The 19,161-nt window shown below is 47.9% G+C and carries 14 protein-coding genes; 12 read left to right on the top strand and 2 right to left on the bottom strand.

Going from position 1 to position 19,161, the window contains the following annotated elements; translation table 11 throughout:
* Window positions 1–8: 8 nt before the first annotated feature.
* The 10 genes from AC58UX_RS12755 to AC58UX_RS12710 all read left to right on the top strand — a co-directional run bounded on the left by AC58UX_RS12755 (window position 9) and on the right by AC58UX_RS12710 (window position 13,237).
* Window positions 9–635 carry a CIS tube protein gene (locus AC58UX_RS12755; protein ID WP_497253082.1) on the top strand — a complete coding sequence of 209 codons (627 nt, stop codon included), beginning with the start codon at window positions 9–11 and terminating at the stop codon, window positions 633–635.
* Window positions 595–1,728: a phage late control D family protein gene (locus tag AC58UX_RS12750; protein ID WP_497253080.1), complete on the top strand. Its 1,134-nt coding sequence runs from the start codon at window positions 595–597 to the stop codon at window positions 1,726–1,728. Before AC58UX_RS12755 ends, AC58UX_RS12750 begins: the two co-directional genes overlap by 41 nt.
* A complete protein-coding gene (locus AC58UX_RS12745) occupies window positions 1,728–2,453 on the top strand; it encodes a phage baseplate assembly protein V (protein WP_497253078.1) in 726 nt (241 codons plus the stop codon). The genes AC58UX_RS12750 and AC58UX_RS12745 overlap by 1 nt, the downstream gene beginning before the upstream one ends.
* A gap of 33 nt (window positions 2,454–2,486) precedes the next feature.
* A complete protein-coding gene (locus AC58UX_RS12740; protein WP_497253076.1) occupies window positions 2,487–2,888 on the top strand; it encodes a GPW/gp25 family protein in 402 nt (133 codons plus the stop codon).
* A 49-nt stretch (window positions 2,889–2,937) separates the two neighbouring features.
* Window positions 2,938–6,012, top strand: coding sequence for a baseplate J/gp47 family protein (locus AC58UX_RS12735; protein WP_497253074.1), 3,075 nt, complete (start codon window positions 2,938–2,940; stop codon window positions 6,010–6,012).
* A 17-nt stretch (window positions 6,013–6,029) separates the two neighbouring features.
* Window positions 6,030–8,273 (top strand): putative baseplate assembly protein, encoded by a 2,244-nt coding sequence (locus AC58UX_RS12730; RefSeq protein ID WP_497253072.1) that lies wholly within the window; start codon window positions 6,030–6,032, stop codon window positions 8,271–8,273.
* Between the two features lie 1,336 nt (window positions 8,274–9,609).
* The gene (locus tag AC58UX_RS12725; RefSeq protein WP_497253656.1) at window positions 9,610–10,422 is read left to right on the top strand and encodes a phage tail protein; all 813 of its coding nucleotides are present in this window, start codon (window positions 9,610–9,612) and stop codon (window positions 10,420–10,422) included.
* Between the two features lie 37 nt (window positions 10,423–10,459).
* On the top strand, window positions 10,460–12,139 hold the full coding sequence (locus tag AC58UX_RS12720; protein ID WP_497253070.1) for a hypothetical protein: 1,680 nt from the start codon (window positions 10,460–10,462) through the stop codon (window positions 12,137–12,139).
* An 87-nt stretch (window positions 12,140–12,226) separates the two neighbouring features.
* The gene (locus AC58UX_RS12715) at window positions 12,227–12,658 is read left to right on the top strand and encodes an SRPBCC family protein (RefSeq protein ID WP_497253068.1); all 432 of its coding nucleotides are present in this window, start codon (window positions 12,227–12,229) and stop codon (window positions 12,656–12,658) included.
* Window positions 12,659–12,808: 150 nt separating this feature from the next.
* On the top strand, window positions 12,809–13,237 hold the full coding sequence (locus tag AC58UX_RS12710) for a hypothetical protein (protein ID WP_497253066.1): 429 nt from the start codon (window positions 12,809–12,811) through the stop codon (window positions 13,235–13,237).
* A gap of 90 nt (window positions 13,238–13,327) precedes the next feature.
* Here AC58UX_RS12710 and AC58UX_RS12705 read toward each other — a convergent pair whose 3' ends face one another.
* Both AC58UX_RS12705 and AC58UX_RS12700 read right to left on the bottom strand, forming a co-directional pair.
* Window positions 13,328–14,734 carry an MFS transporter gene (locus tag AC58UX_RS12705; RefSeq protein ID WP_497253064.1) on the bottom strand — a complete coding sequence of 469 codons (1,407 nt, stop codon included), beginning with the start codon at window positions 14,732–14,734 and terminating at the stop codon, window positions 13,328–13,330.
* A gap of 65 nt (window positions 14,735–14,799) precedes the next feature.
* Window positions 14,800–15,390, bottom strand: a complete 591-nt coding sequence (locus tag AC58UX_RS12700; RefSeq protein ID WP_497253062.1) for a TetR/AcrR family transcriptional regulator — start codon at window positions 15,388–15,390, stop codon at window positions 14,800–14,802.
* Between the two features lie 278 nt (window positions 15,391–15,668).
* On the opposite strand from AC58UX_RS12700, the gene AC58UX_RS12695 reads away from it, so the two are divergent.
* Together AC58UX_RS12695 and AC58UX_RS12690 are read left to right on the top strand one after the other, a co-directional pair.
* Window positions 15,669–17,966, top strand: coding sequence for a helix-turn-helix domain-containing protein (locus AC58UX_RS12695; RefSeq protein WP_497253060.1), 2,298 nt, complete (start codon window positions 15,669–15,671; stop codon window positions 17,964–17,966).
* A gap of 244 nt (window positions 17,967–18,210) precedes the next feature.
* Complete coding sequence (locus AC58UX_RS12690; RefSeq protein WP_497253654.1) at window positions 18,211–19,161, top strand: ABC transporter permease; 951 nt, start codon at window positions 18,211–18,213, stop codon at window positions 19,159–19,161.

The following is a 19,161-nucleotide window of genomic DNA, read 5'->3' as shown; positions in this document are numbered from 1 at the left end:
GGATTCCTTTGGCACTCAAGAAAGCAATGATTATCGTTCATAAAGGCAGTAAAACAGAAAATGTACAAGTGATGTTCAACCCTGGCGAGTATACGATCGATACAGGTAATAGCTATTCTTGGAAAACAGTGCCGGGTCTGTCCATGCCGATTGCTCAGTTCGTGAGCGGGGGGACGTCGACACTTACCATGGATTTTTATTTTGACACCTACGAAAAAGGGACAGACGTCCGCCAGTTAACGACGAAAATTTCAGGTCTCCTCGATGTTGAGAAGGAGATCCATGCACCGCCTCTTTGCCGTTTTGTCTGGGGTTCCTTGGATTTCAAGGGCGTCGTTGTGAATGTGAATCAGCATTTTACGATGTTTTTGGATACTGGCGTTCCGGTACGGGCGAAGCTGAAGGTCACTTTTAAATCTACACTGAGCAAGAAAGACCAGCTGAAGCAAATCCCACGCCATTCGGCAGATCGCACGAAATTAAAGATGTTAAATCAAGGGGATCAGCTGTGGACGATTGCTGCTAATGAATACGAAGATCCAACGCTGTGGCGGGAAATTGCCAAAGCCAATGGGATCGACAATCCAATGAAAGTTGCCACGGGACGCCGCATTTCGGTTCCGAGGCTGGATTAAGCCGATGGCCTTAGATCTGGAAACAAGCTCTTTTACCTTTGACGAGTTGGCTAAAAAGTATGGGGATTTTTATGCCCCTTATTATGATATTAAAGTGGACGGCACGAAGCTGTCGGATGATATCGCACTGGATAATCTGCGCGTGGAGACAACGATTGATGGTACGGCAGATTCCTTTTCCTTCCGAGTAGCAAATGCGTATGATATTACGAAAAATGAATTCCAATGGCTATCTACCTTCGCATTAGGTAAAGCCATTGATATTGGTTTAGGTTATGTAGATAAATTTACCGCCGTGTTCACGGGCCAAATAACATCCGTTGTTGTGGATTTTCCAGAAGACGGTGCTCCAGGTCTCGTTGTGCGTGGGATGGATATTTCTTATCTCATGATGAAAGGGACGAAGTCTCGCTCGTGGAATAAGAAAAAATACAGTGAAATCGTGGAAGAAATCGCCAAAACATATGGCTTCAAAACAAATGTGGATGCCACGACAACGGTGTTCCCGGCACTTTCACAGAGTCAAATTAATGATTATCACTTCATTCAAAATTTAGCGAATTTAGTTAACTACGATTTTTTCGTTGTGGGCAAAAATTTATATTTTCGTAAGCCATTGACGGCGATGACAGCCGTGATGACCTTGGAAATGGGCAAGACGCTCCGCAGCTTAATGATAGATCACAATTTAGCCGAGCAAATTACGGGCGTAACCGTTCGGGCTTGGGATAATAAAGAGTTAAAAGTCATCGAAGGCAAGTCTGCTAGTGTCACAAAGCTCGGTTCGAATAGCAAGACGGGCAAGGATATTTTAGCCTCGAAAGGCGATTTCATCGAGCATATGTATACGAATGTAACCTCCGTGGAAGAAGCGAAAAGCTACGCAGACGCGATATTAAATCGCCGAGCCATGAAGCTGGTTAGCGGCAGCGGGGAATGTATTGGCATTCCAGAGATTCGCGCGGGGCGCTATATTAAGCTCAGTGGTGTAGGCAAGACATTTGACCAACCGTATTATATTACGGGAGCAACCCACATTTTTGATGATGAAGGTTATACAACTCGGTTTCAACTGGGAGGGAATGCGGTCTAATGTTCAAAGCTCCCGATATTACCATTGGCGGTATCGCCGATTTTGCCAGTCAAAAAATAGGCGGCGTCATGGTCGCCGTTGTCACCAATAACACAGATCCAGATAAAATGGGACGTGTGAAGCTCAAGCTGCCGATGCAAGAAACCGAAACGGAGACGGATTGGGTGCGCATCGCAACGTTAATGGGCGGGAAGGAAATGGGCAGTCTCTTTATCCCAGAGGTTGGGGATGAAGTGTTGGTTGCCTTCCATTTAGGCGAATTGCGGATGCCTTTCGTGATCGGCATGCTGTGGAATCCGAAAAATATGCCGCCAACTCCCGCTGAGAAAAATGATTTAAGGATGATTAAGACAAAGTCAGGTCATGAGTTATCCTTCAATGATAAAAGCGGCGACGAGAGTATTACGGTGAAGACGAAAAAAGGCCAAATTATTGAACTCAAGGACAAGGATCAAAGTATTTCGATTGCGGATTCCAGCGGGAATAATAAGATCTTGATCAAAGGCGGCTCGGCGAATGAAATTTCGGTCGTCAGCCAAACGTCCAAGATCACCTTGAACGCCAAAGGCGAGGTCGGTATTGAAAGTACGAAGGAAATCAAAATCAAATCCACACAAATTAACATAGAAGCATCCGCTACCATGGCGCTGAAAGCTGGAGCAACGCTGGATCTGAAGTCAGATGGGATCATTAACATCAAAGGTAGTATGGTGAAAATTAACTAGTGTCAAAATCAAGCAGCGAGAGGGCGTGGCGAGATGTCGGAAGCATTTTTGGGACGAGGCTGGAAGTTCCCGATTCAGGTTGATCCTGCAACAGGGAGAATTCGAATGTCCGAGTATGAGGAAGACATCGCTGAAGCGATTCGCGTTATTTTGGGCACGACCCAAGGGGAGCGCGTGATGCGTCCTGCTTTTGGATGCGGTGTTCAGGAATTTATTTTCGGCACAACAGACGATACGACGCTTCATTTGCTGCAAAGCAATATTGAAGAAGCGATTCGAAACTGGGAACCACGGGTTCACGAGGTTGAAGTGAAAGCCATTCCAGAGTCAGATGACCCTGCTAAAGTGATGATTCATATAGCCTATCAGGTGCGTACAACGAACAACTTGTTTAACCAAGTTTATCCGTTCTATTTATTTGAAGGCTCGAAATAGAAAGAGGCTGCGGAAGCGATGACCATACGTGCAGAGAGGAGGTGGAGCTGTGCAACCTCCCAAAATTGATACCAGAGATATCCCTGATCTCATCGCGCAAATGAAGGAAATGGCGCCGTACTATACGCCAGAGTGGCGGTTTACACCTGAGAACCCTGATCCGGGTTCTGCGTTATTCCTGATGTTTGCGGATATGTTTCACGACAATATTAAGCGATTGAATCGCGTACCTACGAAAAACCTGATCTCGTTTCTGAACATGTTCGATGTCACGCTGCTGCCTGCTAGACCAGCTAGCAGTTACCTGACATTTGCGCTGAATGAAGGAACGAAGGAGTCGGTGTTTATATCGGCAGGTACACAAATTGCCGCTGCTGTGGAAGCCGATACGATTCTATATGAAACAGCACGCAGTGCGCTGCTAACCCCAGCTGTACTCACTAGTCTATATGTAACGAGCCGTAAGCAGGATATCATTCTTCGGATCGCGGACGAGTTCTTAGCTGCAAGCCGACAAGGCTATGCAGCGCCGAAGAAGTTGTTCCGTCTACAAGATGGCGATAATTTGCAGGAGCATGCCCTTTATTTGGAACACAGCTCCCTCTTCACTGTGACGAACCCGGCACAAATTGAAATCGAATTTCGTAACTCGACGAAACGTTTTGAGGAGATGGGGATGACCAGCCAATTGGCTGATCCCGAGCTTACCGAATGGCTGTATGCTACAGCGGATGGTTGGCGTGAATTCGACGGCGTTGAAGCCAAAGGGAATCGCGTTATTTTACATAAAAGTACCCGAGAAGAGCTCTTTCTTAAAGAAGTGAATGGGATAAACGGCCGTTGGATTCAGTGTCGATTAAAACCGCACACGATGGGGCGCAAAACGCTCGCTGACAGCAGGCTGTCGATGGATCATATTTCGTTTAAAACAGACTATGTGGATACGCTGCAAACTGGCGGCATCCAGCCTGATCAAATGTTCTACAATGATATCGATGCAGATCCGACTGGGTTTTATCCATTTGGTGATCAATTTGCGCTGTATGGCTCCTTTTATATTGGCAGTCAGGAAGTGTTTACGAAAACCGATGGCGATATTAAGCTGAGCTTCGGGCTGCAGGCGATTGAGAACCGTTTTGGGGCGGAACATACAGATCCTGTCGACTGGAAAATGGTCATGAAGAAGAACAAGTTCGATAAAGCACCTGTGGTGCACGTTACGGTTCTTCAAGTGGCTTGGGAATATTGGAATGGGACAACGTGGGTGAGGCTGGATGTTGGCAAGGATGCTGAGAAGCTTTTTTATTACCCAATGCAGCAAAAGGTTTACAAAGAAGTGCAATTCCGCTGCCCTTCTGATCTTCAAGCTACTTATGTGAATGGCAATGAAAATCGCTGGATTCGGGCGAGGATTTTACATATTGAGAATGCGTATATCGCGCAGGCGTTATATTTGTCACCATGGATAGACGAAGTAAAACTGACGTACCAGTATGAGGATCGCCTTTATCAGGCGGAACGCTGCTTGGCTTTTAATAATACGGTCTACGAGGAACGAACTAAGCATAGCCGACAATTGGCTGGCGGGTTTGAGCCCTTTCAGCCTTTGGAAGGCAGCCATCCAGCGCTAATCTTCTCCTTTGATACGCCGCCAGTGAGAGGTCCAATTTCGATATTCATCTCTATTAAACAGCAACGATTCTCGGAACATGACGTTCCTATGCTGGAGTGGGAGTATTTGCGAGCAGGCTTGTTGCCTGGCAGTCCTTCGGAATGGGTCGCGCTTAAAGTCATCGATGAAACGAACGGCTTAACGCAGAGCGGAACGGTTCAGTTCGTGGGTCCAGCGGATTTTGCAGCGGAGTCCTTATTTGGTCAAGAGGGATATTGGATTCGGGCCATCAATCGGGATGACATCTATGATGATGTGACGGGGCGTGTACAGATTCCGACCATCCATGGTATTTATATGAACACGGTTCATATCCTCCAGCAGGAGACGATTGTTGGTGAAGTTCCCGACGTCAAAGGACTGGAAGAGACCGAATACCAGCTCAGCAGACAAGGGATCGTATCCGAGGAAGTCTGGGTGGATGAGACGGAGTACGTGACTGAAGAGGAAATCGCCGAGGCCGAGCAATCCGGTACACCGCTGATGGATATTCGTCGTGATTCGGAAGGCAACATTTTGCAGGTTTGGGTTCGTTGGACGGCTGTTCGTGACTTAGCATTATCCGGGAACCGAGATCGACATTATCTCATTGATCATACCTTCGGACGCATACGTGTCGGGGATGGTGTTCATGGGATGCACCCGCCCAAAGGTGGGCTTGATCAATTAAAGGTGACGTATCGGGTTACGATGGGTCAAATTGGCAATGTACCCGCTCGGCAAGTTAACCAAATGCAGGATTCGATTGCGTTTGTTGGTGAGGTGTATAACCCGGAGCCCGCATCGGGCGGCTGTCAGGCGGAGAAGCTGGAATCTGCGCTGGCGCGGGGGCCAGAGCTGTTAAAGCATCGTAATCGAGCCGTTTCGTCGAAAGACTATGAGTGGCTGGCCAGAGAAGCATATCCGAACATCGCGAAGGTGACGTGTATTCCGAATCGTAACGCGTATATGCAAAAAGAAGTCGGAGCGATGACACTTGTCATTTTGCCTAAGGAAGGCCAACAAGGCAGTTCAACGTTTCCTGAGCTGAAAAAACAAGTCGAGCGTTTCATTCTGGCACGTGCTTCCAGTTTGGTTGCATTCCCTGAACGTTTGCAGGTCATTGAGCCAGTCTACATGGAGATTTCGGTGTCTGCTGTCGTGGCTGTTGAGGGAATGGACGCTGTTGTCCAAACAGAAATTCAAGCGATTGAAAAATTAAATCGATTCCTTGACCCGTTGACAGGCAATTTTGATAATAAGGGCTGGGCGATTGGCGGGCAGATTCATCCTTCCGTTTTTTATGCCTTGTTAAAATCGATAAGGACCATTAGCCACGTCGAAAAGCTTTACATGACTGTCTACAAAATCGAAGACGGCGAGCGGGTAGAACTGGATGTCAATCGTCTGCCTTCGCTGCCGCATAGCATTATTGTGAGCGGAAAGCACAAGGTTGTAGTGAACGTATTATAAAAGGAGGTGAGCACAAGGTGCTGCCAATTCCCAATTTAGATGACCGTATGTTCGAACAGATGGTGATGGAGGCGCGGAAGACGATTCCGAAGTTATTTCCAGAATGGACCGATGAAAATGAGCATGATCCAGGGATCACGTTGCTAGAGTTGATGTCATGGATGACAGAGATGCAGCAGTATTATCTGAATCGGGTGACAGAGCGCAGTGAACGCAAGTTTCTGAAGCTGCTGGGCATTCGACCGCGCGATGCGGTTTCTGCGGTTTGTGAAGTGACGTTTACGGGCGCTTCGCAGCAGCTTGTGCTCCCTAAAGGGACACCGCTGTCCGCGATGGATCTGCGTTTTGAGACGCAGGGAACGGTGCAGCTGGCTCCTGCTGTTTTAGAGAAGGTGCTCGTACGTACCGAGACGGCTGCTGCCGATTATACTTCGAACAATCAGGCTAAAATTGCCTATTACGCCTTTGGCGCAGAGGCGCGCAAGGGAGCGCATCTATATCTCGGTTTTGACCGAGCGCTGCCAACGGATACGGAGATTTCGCTCTTTTTCCATCTATTTGACCGATACCCTGTTACGGTAAGCCATCATGCTGATAAAACGGCACCGATGATTTCATCCGCCAAAGTGGTATGGTCATACGCTGGTGCCGATGCTGAAGGACAGTCCGAAAGCTGGCTGCCTATTGAGCCGGAGAGTGATGCGACGGTTCATTTATCGCAGGGCGGTGAGCTTAAGTTCCGTATTGCCTCGGAAATGAAGCCGCTGTCCCTATATCCTGCGGATGACCGCGGTCGATACTGGCTCAGCTGTACACTGGTGGAGGACGGTTACGAGCTGTCCCCCAAAATAGAAAAGATCACGTTCAATGCCGTGAGGGCCGTGGAGCAGGAGACCTTCAGCGAGGTGACGGCTTTTAGCTCTTCGGGAGAGCCGGGGCAGAGCTTCGAGGTTAGCTCTTATCTTGCCTATAACGGCCTGCACACTGTGCAGGTGTTGGACAAGCAAGGACGTTGGCGCGACTGGCAAACTGTCGCTGACTTAAGTGCGTGCGGGCCTGATGATCTTTGCTGCGAGCTGCAGCAGGACTCGGCCCGTCGAATCACCCGTCTGCGCTTCGGCGACGGGGTGCACGGCAGCATCCCGCCACAGGGCGCGAAGCGGGTGCGGCTTGTTGCTTACTCGGCTGAGTTTGATTACAGCCGGTTTGTGGGAAGCAGCAAAGGTCTGCCCGGGCAGACCTTTGAGATTAGTCGCGGACGCGTGTACAAGCCTAGCAGCATGCTGCTGCAGGTCGGCAGTCGTCCGCGTGGAGAAGACAGCGTCGTCTGGGACGACTGGACGGCCGTGGATGACTTCGATAACTCGAAGTCAACCGACCGGCACTACGTCTACGACGCTGCTGCAGGGACGATCCGCTTCGGGAACAACGAAGCGGGGCTTGTGCCGCGCAAGTCCGGGGAACCGAACATTCGGTTCCTGGCCTTGCAGGCGGGCGGCGGTGTACGAGGCAACGTAAAAGATGGCCTCGTGACGGGCTTGGGACTCACGGCGGCTGAACCTGGCGTGAGCGTGACGAATCCGTTCCCGGCGCGAGGCGGCCAGGAGGCGGAATCGCTCGCGCAAGCGAAGCTGCGCGTGCAGCGAGAGCTGGCTGCGCCGACGCGCGCGGTGACCGCCGAGGACTACGAGGCGATCGCGAAGGCGGCGCCGGGGCTCCGCGTCGCGCGGGTGAAGGCGATCCCGCTGTATAAGCCGGGGATGCGAGATTTCCCTCGGGTATCGGCGCCGGCGCAGATGACCGTGGTGGTTGTGCCTTACAGCGAGAGCGATAAGCCGAAGGCTGGCAAGGGCTTTTTGCAGACGATCCGGCAGCATCTGGATCGGCATCGGTTGTTGACGACGGAGCTGCATGTTATTCCAGCGGAGTATATCAAAGTCACCGTCCACGCCGTCGTGGTGATGGAGCCGAAGTACAAGAACGAGCAGCGGCGCATCTCGCTCGAGCTCAAAAACCTGCTCCAACCCATGGATCATGGGCAGGGAGCAGAGGGCTGGCGCTTTGGACGAACGGTGTACAAGGGAGATATATACGGGGTCATTTCCCGGATTAAAGGTGTCGTGTACGTGCAGGACATTTGGCTGGATGCCGAAGGCACGGGCTTTCATAAGGATGGCGCAGGAGATATTCATATCCCGCCGTATGCGTTAGTCTACTCCGGCAATCACGAGATCGAAACGATTAGTTTGACGGATTTGTAGGATATTTACCCTAGAAAAGAGGTGACGAACGATGCAGGATGGTCAAACGTTTTTTTCACTTAACAAAAAGATGGATTGGGAAGAGGGCTTTGAAGCTAACATTCACATGCTGGAGCAGGGGTTTTCGATTCAGCAGTCGGAGAAGTACAGCATTCATCGCATCGTTCGCACAGACGAGCTGGAAGGGATTCCGCCGATTCGCGAGATGACGGTAGGACCTGGACGGAAGCTGATCTTGTTGGATGACTCAGCGAATGTGTGGATTTATGATGACGAAAGCCGCCATAGAGAGTTGCTGTTTCGCCATGGTCACGAATTGTTCAGTGCGCAAGCGATGTTGGCCTCGATGGCCGATCTGCTTGTCATCGCGGACGCGAGTGAGGAAATGGAGAGACGGTTAGCTGTTTACTCGATCTCCAATGGTCAGACGATGTGGGCGACCCAAGCCTGGGAAGGCTTGAGCCTGTATCCTCTTTCCGTGAATACGAAGCTACAGACGGCGAATACGCTGTACATAGCAGTTCCTTTGGACATTACGGTTGGTATGAATGGAAGTCCCGAAGTCCCGAAGGACGGCAGGATTGGCATTATACAGTGGAACTCGGCCGGCGAGGTTGTTCGTGTGTACGAGCATGACGCACATCGGATGACGGAGGCGACCCCGATTTCGAAGCTGCAGGGGCGCTACTTTACTGCGGCGACAGACGGTACAATAGCCCTGCTGGATAACCAGCTGCGGACGGTGACGGTGTTCCATGAAGATGGGCGAGAACCGTTTCATTTTCAGCTGGAGCAGGAGGGGCGTTTTGCCGGAATTTCCATTGATACGAATCATAATCTCTATATAGGGGATAGCGGTTACGCGCAGCAAGAGGGTGTGACGGAACGGTTTATTTTAAAATATCGCGGCAATGGTGACCCCTTGGATAAAGTAACAGGCTTCCGAGGACGAACGGATAAATTAGTGCAGGATGGGCGTAATCGCCTGTATGTATTTGATCGGAAGAGCGGTCTAATCTCCTTGCTGGATCTCAGGTCCCGAACGATGATGCTGGAGGATACACAATTGCCGGAGGCGGTGTATTTCTCGGCTGATCTAGATACGCTGGAGACGGAGACGACTTGGCACAAAATTCGGCTCGAAGCCGACATTCCCGAAGAAACGCAGATTCGTTTTTCTTATTATGCCTCAGATGAAAGTGAAGGAATGGTGGATGGGGATTACGTTAATCTCACCGAATACTTTACGGATCCGGCGATCTCGGTCAAGGAAAAGCTGAGAGCGACTCGCGACTTATGGTCGGAGCCAATTCTGAATCCGAAGGACGCGCTTCTGATGAATGCGAAGGGTCGTTATCTGTGGTTTAAAATCGAGTTAGTCGGCAGTGAGCAGAAATCACCGTTTATTCGGAAGCTGAGAGTATATTACCCACGAACCTCGTTAATTGCCTATTTGCCGGCGATGTATCAGCAGGATGTGGAGCATAGTCCATTCTTGGAGAGATTCCTAGCGATGTTTGGTACGTTTTTTGACGATATGGAGAATACGATTGATGGCATTTCGGGACATTTTGATCCGGATGCGGTGTCGGGGCCGTATTTGGAATGGTTAGGCGGTTGGCTGGCCATTACCGAGCATGAGGCTTGGGGCGAGAAGAAGCTAAGAGAGCTGATTAAGCGAGCACCAGAGCTTTATAAGCTGCGGGGCACACGCGAAGGCTTGATGAATATGCTCCACATTTACACGGGTGCTGAGCCGTTTATTCTAGAATATTTTCAGTTTAAGCAAATGCAAGAGACGTCGGAGCTGCGGCAGCTGTTCACCCAGTTATATGGCGATAATCCGTATACCTTCTGCGTGCTGTTGAGGCCAGAAAGTGTGCGTACCGATGAACAGCGCTTAGTGATTGAGCACATCATTGAAGATCAGAAGCCCGCTTATACCGAAGGGAAGTTGATCGTGCTGCAGCCTTGGATGTATGCGGATATGCATACCTACCTAGGTATCAATACATACTTGTCTGAGCCTACTTTATTAACGCTAGATCAACGCTCATCCATGCCTTACAATACGGTGTTGATTGATGTGGATCGTGATAAACGAATGGATATACATACGCGCTTGGGACTAGATTCCGAAATCGAATAATGATATGAATTGAGCCAGAGAAGGTGAGGGGATCGTTATGAAAAAATCACGTTATTACCCGTTTGAACGCAATCGGTATTTCTATGGCAAGCTGCTGACGGTCAGAGATTTCGAGTCCGAGCAAAAGTATTTCAACGATAAACGCAGAATGATGAACCGACTCTTACATGGTTCAGGTGTTTTAACTGGCTTGCAAGTTGTAGCTGTGGATGAGAAGTCAGTATCGGTCGAAATGGGAGCGGCTATTGATGCGCTAGGACGAGAAATCGTCGTCCCATCACCGATGACCATGAAGCTGTCTATGATGGACGGGTTCAGCAACAACCAATATGCGAAGAACGTCTACCTCTGTATTGCCTATGATGAAAAGGAAAAAGAACCCGTTCACGCCGTAGCGAACTCTTCCGTCCGTTCGGACGAAATAAATGATTATAATCGTGTGTTGGAGAGCTACCGTCTGTTTATCCGCGAGGATGCGCCAGACCCGTCTTCGCTGCCGCTGGCTACGTTGTCCGATCAGACGATCGTGCTGTACCAAGATAAGCAAGTTCGCGTGCTGCAAACGACTCCTCGTTATGTAAATCCGGGGCAGTTGTTCGAGATGACGCTGCGTTTTGAGAAGACGTTGAAGGCGGGCAGATTGTCCTTTCAATATGAACTTGATGCGCATCGCGTTGAGGCGATTAATGGCACGAAGATAACGTTCTTGGAGCCGCAGGATGTGCAAGAGAGCGAATATGAAATGAAGGTGCTGCTGCGCGCAGATAGTACAGCGTCTGTGAAAGCGAGAGTGGGTGTGCAAGCGAGCACAGCGGCTTTGAAGCTGGATGATCGACAGCTGGAGGTGCAAGCGCAATCGGTCGGCGAGATTAGCATCGTGACAGAAGCGGTAAATGAGCAATTAATGTCGGATTTCGTGAAGCAATCCTTGGAAGCCTCCTTGGAAGCACCTTCGGAGCCTTGCATTTATTTAGCTAAAATATGCTTGATCCAAGTTGGACCAACATATGTCATTGAGAGTGTCGAGCAAGTTCCGTTCGGCGAATATGTCTACAATACCTCAGTCATGTACCGACTTGGTCAAGCCAATCAATATCGGGAAGAAACCTCGGGCCAATTTGTAACGAAGTCTAAGGTGAAAACCTTAGCACCGGGTCAAAAGCCAGAGCTGAACGTGAATTACAATCCGTTGATCAGCGAGCTGTCTTTTGATTTGGGAATTCCCGCTGGCAGTGGCAGCGGAATTGCTGGCATCGTAAGCGGCTATGTAGACATTCCAATCGAGCCGTTCACGAAGATTGCGGTGTCCCCTTTTGGGCGAGCGATGAAGAGCTTCTACTCGGGTGAAATTGTACACGGACTCGGCGAGGGCAACGTGCTGATCATCACGAGCTTGGAAGAGCGCAGCGGCGATGCCTTCTCGGATATCCTGTCCAGCGGTGATCGCGTGTATGGCGGCGCCTCGGAAGTGTTCAAAGGCAGTGAATTTGAACCGGATGCACCTGAAGTGAAAATCGGTACAATTGCGTACCCGCAGAAAGGTACATTCCGTATCGGCGTGAAAGTGCAGCAATCGGGCGAGCAAAGCAATGTGCGCGTGCGTTGGTGGGCGTATAGCGCTGAGATGGCGAGTGCTGTGCAAGGCAACGGCGATTCGTTGGATGAAGCGCTGTCCGCACTGCGGGAAGCGGCTTCGGCGGGTAGTGACGCGGAGTAGGTTTGTGAGAGGAATTTGTAAGTGGGATATATTTCCTTATATAATAAGTCGTGAAGTTAATAATAGTAAAGTGAGGTGATTTCTACTATGGAAACGAACAATCAAGTAAGAATCACAGTAGAAGCAACCGTGCAAGCACCCGTTGAGAGCGTATGGACATATTGGACAGAGCCCACACATATCACAAAGTGGAACAACGCTTCAGATGATTGGCATACGCCTTTTGCCGAGAATGATTTAACGGTTGGCGGGAAATTCGTTTCAAGAATGGAAGCGAAGGATGGCAGCTTTGGCTTTGATTTCGGCGGAGTGTATGATGAAGTGAAATTGCATGAGGCGATTTCCTATACGATCGGCGATGGCCGCAAAGTGAACATTACGTTTATTTCTCAAGGGAATGAAACAAAGGTCATCGAAACATTCGATGCCGAAAACATGAATTCCGTAGAGATGCAAGAAGCGGGATGGCAGGCGATTTTGAACAATTTTAAAAAGTATGCGGAAAATGCAAATAAATAGGTCTTGAATTGGACATGTAAGTCAGAAAAACCTTCCTGAGATAGGGAGGTTTTTTTGGTGGGAGTTAGTTTGGCGAAAATACGCAGTTGTTGAGTCATAGAACGATAAATTCAGTGCAATTCAATATAAATTTAAGGAGCAACAACTAAGATGAACATTGAAATATCAAAGGAACAATATCGTAGATTAATTGAGCTGTTATTTTTAGGAGATTGGGTGGTAAACTCATATCGTACTGGAGCTAAAGGAGATGAAATGAATACGAATTATAAAGAACTTGAACAACATATTTTATCCTATGCAAAGGGGTTTCATTTAGGGCAATTCGTGATGGAAGAAGCGGGAGAGTATTTTACAACAATGAAGTTCGAAGAAAAATTAATGCCCCTAATTGATGAGTACGACGAATATACGTTTTGGGAACAACTTTCGGAGAAATTGGCTGAAAGAGATGTTCGTAAGGAAATAGGGCCAGTAAAGAAACTGAAAGAAGAACATATGAATAGACAATATGAAATTGAAGAGGTTTATCAAGAAGAGTTTGAGAAGAATGGACTGAAGAATGTGGTTTTAAAATAAGTTGGAGCAAAAGAGAGGCCGAGTTGGCCCTCTATTTTTTATATTCTATTGTACCTTGCTCAATAATCGATAAATTGCTGTCGTTCGGTTCTAAAATTTCGATAAAGCAGTACCTCTCTGGGCTGTATTCATCTCGCGCTTCTTCAGTCCCCCAAAAGTTACATAATAGATTCCCAGAATCAAGAGCTGCGAACCTACAAGAACGACATAGATATTGCTAAAAATAAGACCAGATTCGTGGCTATATAAGGGATTCCAACTAGACATCGAAGCCGACCCCAGATCGACAGCTTTGCTGTATAGGCTGATGGCGATGCCTTGCCCAATGAAATTGGCCATCGACAGCATGCCCATGCCCACGCCGACTTGATCTGCCGGCAGTGTTCGGGAAACCGAATTGTTCACTGCAATAACGAGAAAAGACTGGCCCACATTGCCAAGGAGCAGGAAGGCCGCAATGAACAGCGGTGAGCTTTCGGTAAACGTGGCGAGCAGAAAGAAGCAGGCGAGCAACATGCTGGACGCGATGTAGGCAACGAACGAGTTGCCTTTGGCATCGGCGAGCTTCCCGCCTTTGCGGCCAAATACCGCAGAGGCAGCCGCAGCAGGCACCAAGGCGAAGCCGATCCACATGGACGGAAGCTGTTGAACGTCCGTTAACAGCAGAGGGCTGAGCACGTAGAGTGAGCAACAGCTGCCGCTAATCAGGAATGTGAGGGTAAGCCCGAGTGTATATTTTCGATTTTTAAATAGATGAGGTGCAATAAATGGCTCTCCCGCAGTGCGAATACGCACGATAAATAAGCTTAGAACGAGCAATGCGACGAGCAGAAGCCACATACCATTCGTTACACTAAGCAGCAGTAAAGCAATGGTCGCACCTAACAATCCGCCGCCAACCCAGTCGAACTTGCTGGATTTACCAGGCTGTTCATGCCCTAAATAGGTGCGGTAAAAAGGAAGGGCAACCAGCACAAGGAGTGGTACAGCGAATAACCAACGCCAATGAAGGGTACTTATAATGAGGGCTGCTATGACAGGCCCGAGTGCATTCCCAAAAGCGAGACCAACTGCAGTCATGCCAAGTGCTGCCCCTCTTCGCTCGGGAGCGAAGTAGCGTAAAGGGATGATCATGGAGATCGCAGGGATAACCGCGGCGCCGGTTGCTTGCAGGCATCGGCCAATGAGCGCCATGGTGAAGGTCTGCGAAGTCAGCCCGATCAATGAGCCTAGCGCGAATAGGAGTAGTCCGAAGGTGACTAAATCTTTTAGCTTGTAGCGATCAGCAAGCTTTCCATAGGTGACGGCGCCAATGGCGTAAATCATTATATAAGCGGAAGATAACCAACTCACTTGGGCTATCGTCAGCGCGAATTCTTGACTGATTTTGGGCAGGGCAATGTTGAACATAACGCCGCTCATCATGGAGAAGGTCATGGTGAACATGAGCACACGCATTAATTTGTCCGCTACTTGCAGAGGTGTTTTGGTTGCCATAAAAGGTTACTTCCTTTCGAAAAGAATGACTGTCAGTACTTACTGACATGCTAGTGAGAAAAAAACTAGGGCCGTAAAGCCCTAGCAAATAATTTGACACTCTCTTGTACGAATGGTGCTAGTGTGATGCCAGGATAGCTTTTATTTTGATCGAGATCGTTCATGAACGCCCCAAAGTGCATCATGATAAATGTAAAGGCATGAAGCTCGGGATTCGGTGAGACGATCTTCCCCTTCTCGGCCATTTCGATGAAATAGTTGGTTAAAATCTCAAGCAGCTGCTGCGGATGCTTCTGGGTACGCTCACGAAAGCCGGGCAGCTGGCCTTCATCCTCTTTGAGGGAAATTTGTATCATTTTCCGATTACGGTTCATAATCTCATGATAGGTCGTGCTAACGAGAAGAAGATCCGTCTCCAAATCCCAGACGAGCTTTTCGGCGAACAGCTTCTTCATCTCTTCCGCATAATGATAGCGATCGAAGGCTGCTTCTAGAAGTTTCTGTTTCGTGCCAAAATGGCGAAATAAGGTCTTCTCGCTCAGACCTGCCGCGGTAGCAATTTCGAGTGTCGTAACCCCGTTGTAACCTTTTTCCGCGATTAAATGGAGTGCTGCTAACAGCAGTTTATCGCTGCTTCCCATCTTGCTGCCGTCCATAGGGTATCCCACTCCTAATTGAAATGTCAGTACTCACTGACAATTATGATAAAGGCGTTTGGAAGGAAAGTCAATCATGGTTTCTGATTAAGCTTTCTAATGAGGTGACACGAAAAGCACAATGCTCAAAAATGGACATGAAGTATCTGAATAGGTTAAAAAATGTGCATGAGTCGCTGGCATAACCGATATTTACCGAGATACTTGATTTTACATGGCTAACCGATTAGAATGCTCATTATTCAGTTAGCGAGGTGATTGCCCTGCGCAAAATATTCATGAATTTTTGGAAGCGTTTTTTCCGAGGCAAAACGATCTTTCGTAATATGGTCACTCTATCATTGTTCGCAGCCATTATTCCCGTACTTATTGTTGGGGTAGGCAGTTATTTATATTCAGCATCCGCTGTTCAAAGTGAAGTAAACCAATCGAATGTTCGAATCTTGAACAACGTATCTTCTACCATCGATTCCACATTAGATCGGGTGCAAAATAATGCGATTCAAATGTTGCTAGGTACCTTTTTCAGCTCCAATCTAGTGGAATTGAAGAGCACGAATTACACCGGATTTTACTCGGGGATTTCACGTGAATTATCTGCGCTCATGAATGGAAACAAAGAAGCCAGCGATGTTGCCGTGTACGTACCGGATGAAGGCTATTTGATCTCTCCGATTTATGGGGGGAGACGAATTGAGGGCATGGTGGAACGCGAAGCGCTCCTTAAAGAGCTTGCCTCCGAGGATCAGCTCAAATGGGTCAGCGGGCCATACGCTTCCATACCAGGCTATAACGACAATGGCATTACGTTAGTTGCCAAAATGCCACTGCTTGCTAAACAGCCAATAGGACTCATGTTTATTCGTATTAATGAAGAACTGTTCCAGAACATCATGAAGCGTTTTATTAGCTATAAAGGTGAACAAATGTTCATATTGGACGAAAAAGGAGCACTTGTTACCTCCGTGGGTGGCAGTGATGTTCCACAAGGCTTATTTGATCGGGTTGCTCGTATAGGTTCCGAACAGCGTTTTCAGTTTGCCTTTAAGGGAACCGACTATATGGTGACTCCCATTACTTCTTCTTTAAATAAATGGCAATATATCAACATGGTTCCCATCGATCAATTAAATGCCAAGTCGAACGGAATCAAATTAATTACATTGGTCATTGTTCTCATATGCTTGGTGTTCGGAGCACTTATAACGTTATGGGGCACACGTCGTGTATATCGACCGATCCAGAATCTTGTTGCTTATGTGAAGGATGGTCAAGCGGAAGATGCGGAAACCGATGAAGTGGGATTTGTACATAAACGATGGGCAGAGCTAAGTAATACGGCCAATGACATGCAGCAGCAGCTCAGTGACCAGTTGCCGCTCATTCGCGAAATCTTTGCGCTGCAGCTCTTGCAAGGACGTTTTCTCTACTATTCCGAGGAGCAGTTAGCGGCCATGCTGCGAAGGTACAACGTACCTGCAGACAAGGAAAGCATCGTCATCGTGATCGCCTTCGATTTGCAGTCGGAAGGCAAGGTGCGTTTTCAAGAAAATGACCGTGAATTAATTGTCTTTGCGGTGAAAAACATCGCGAGTGAACTGTTACAATCCCATGCGATGGAAGGAATAGGGATCAATCTGCTGAATGATCAGGTTGCTGTCTGGTTGTATAGGGATCCGCTGCAATCCGATGACGAAGAATCCGACATTAAGCAATTTGCTGAGAGGCTGCGGCTGCTTGTATCTGACTATTTACGTCTTCAAGTGACGATTGGACTTAGTGGCAAAAGCGATCAACTTGGGGAGTTGCCTGAACTATACGAAGAGGCGCTGCTTGCTGTTCGCTCTCGTATCATCGTTGGCGGCAATCAAGTCATTTCTCACACGAACAGTAAAAGTCATTTGGACATGCATTATCGTTATCCGCTCGAAATCGAGACGCATTTTGAGAATTCGTTACAGCTTGGCGATCGTGATGAGGCGGTCAGGATGATGGATGAGTTTGCGAAAGCGATGGGGGCTGCGATCCAAAAGCCTGAGCTTATTCAGATGTCGTATTATCGACTGCTTACCGCTGCGATTCGCACAGCCTACATGCTCGGACTGGATACCGCTCAATTATTTGGTGAGTCGAATGAGGATCCGTATCTCCATATCCGCAATATCAGTACGACATATGAATTGAATGATTGGTTTAAAGAACAATTGGTCGAGCCCATTGTAGCCTATGTGCATGGCAAGCAGCATCAGGAGCATGAGCAGTTAATTGAGAAAGTTGTTCGGTATATGGAGGAGAACTATCATTTTGACTTGTCGCTGGATCAGTGCGCGCAAATCATCGGGTTGAGTCCACAATATTTAAGCAAGCTGTTCAAAAAGAAAAAGGATCTCTCCTTTATTGAATATTTGACCAAGGTAAGAATTGAGAAGTCCATCGAGTTGCTTCGGACCACGGATTTATCGGTTTCAGATGTTGCTGAGCGAGTGGGGTATCAGATGAAGAATTTTATCCGCGTATTTAAAAAGCAAATGGGTGTGACGCCAGGGCAATTCCGAGGATCAGATGAGGAAAATTAGAATGCCCAAAAATTGTTCTACCGATTCAAATTGAGGCGAAAAATGTGGCAAATAAGCAGAGAAACCCCGTAGTTACGGGGTTTCTCTTTTTTTATCTTTTGCGCAAAGTGTGAATAAGAATTGGTCATTGTTCCTGTGACTGTCGATCAGGTACGATCGTTTCAAGCAAAACAACGAGATGCAATCGTAATAATGAGAGGTGATGACATTGTCACATAGTCAAGTGGAACAGTTTCAGAAAGTGATGCCGAGTGGACTAGAAGAAAGAAAGACATCTAAGAAATCATGGGCACACGAGTGGCAGGTTGCGCTGAAGCGTGACAAATATTTATATCTGTTGGCTGCGCCTGGATTACTATTTTTCCTCATTTTCAAGTATGTGCCGTTATGGGGTTTGTTACTAGCATTTAAAAACTATTCTCCTTATTTAGGTTTCTGGGATAGCGAATGGGTGGGTTTAAAATACTTTCACGAGTTTTTCACGAACCCCGATTTTATGCTGTTGTTTCGCAATACGATGGCGATCTCGCTTCTGAATATCATATTTTTCTTCCCCATTCCAATTGTGGTGTCTCTCTTGCTGAATGAGGTGAAGAGTTTACCTTTTAAGAAAATCGTACAAACGGTGATCTATTTACCTCACTTCTTATCTTGGGTTATCATCGTCGGTATTTGCTTCCTGATTCTAGGTCAAAGCAGCGGGATCATTAATCAATTAATCGTCGAATTCGGCGGTCACAAGATTGAATTCCTAACGGAGCCTAATTATTTCTGGGGACTGCTCACGGCTCAAAGTATTTGGAAAGAAGCGGGCTGGGGAACGATTATCTTCTTAGCTGCTCTTGCTGGGATTAACTCGGAGCTGTATGAAGCAGCACAGATTGATGGCGCGACAAGATGGCAGCAGATGCGGAACGTTACGCTTCCCGGCATCAAAAGCACGATTATTGTTTTGTTAATCCTACGTTTAGGCCAAGTGATGGATGTAGGCTTTGAGCAAATTTTCCTGATGGCAAGCGGACCTGTATCTCAGGTGGCTGACGTATTTGATACGTATGCCTACCGCGTTGGTATTCAACAAGGTCGGTTCAGCTATGCAACGGTTGCTGGATTATTCAAATCAGTTGTAGGACTCATACTGGTTGTTACGGCAAATCGTGTAGCCAAGAAGTTCGGGGAGGAGGGACTTTACTAA

This window comes from Paenibacillus sp. J22P90, assembly GCF_059692195.1.
This window is presented reverse-complemented; position numbering and strand designations above follow the sequence as displayed.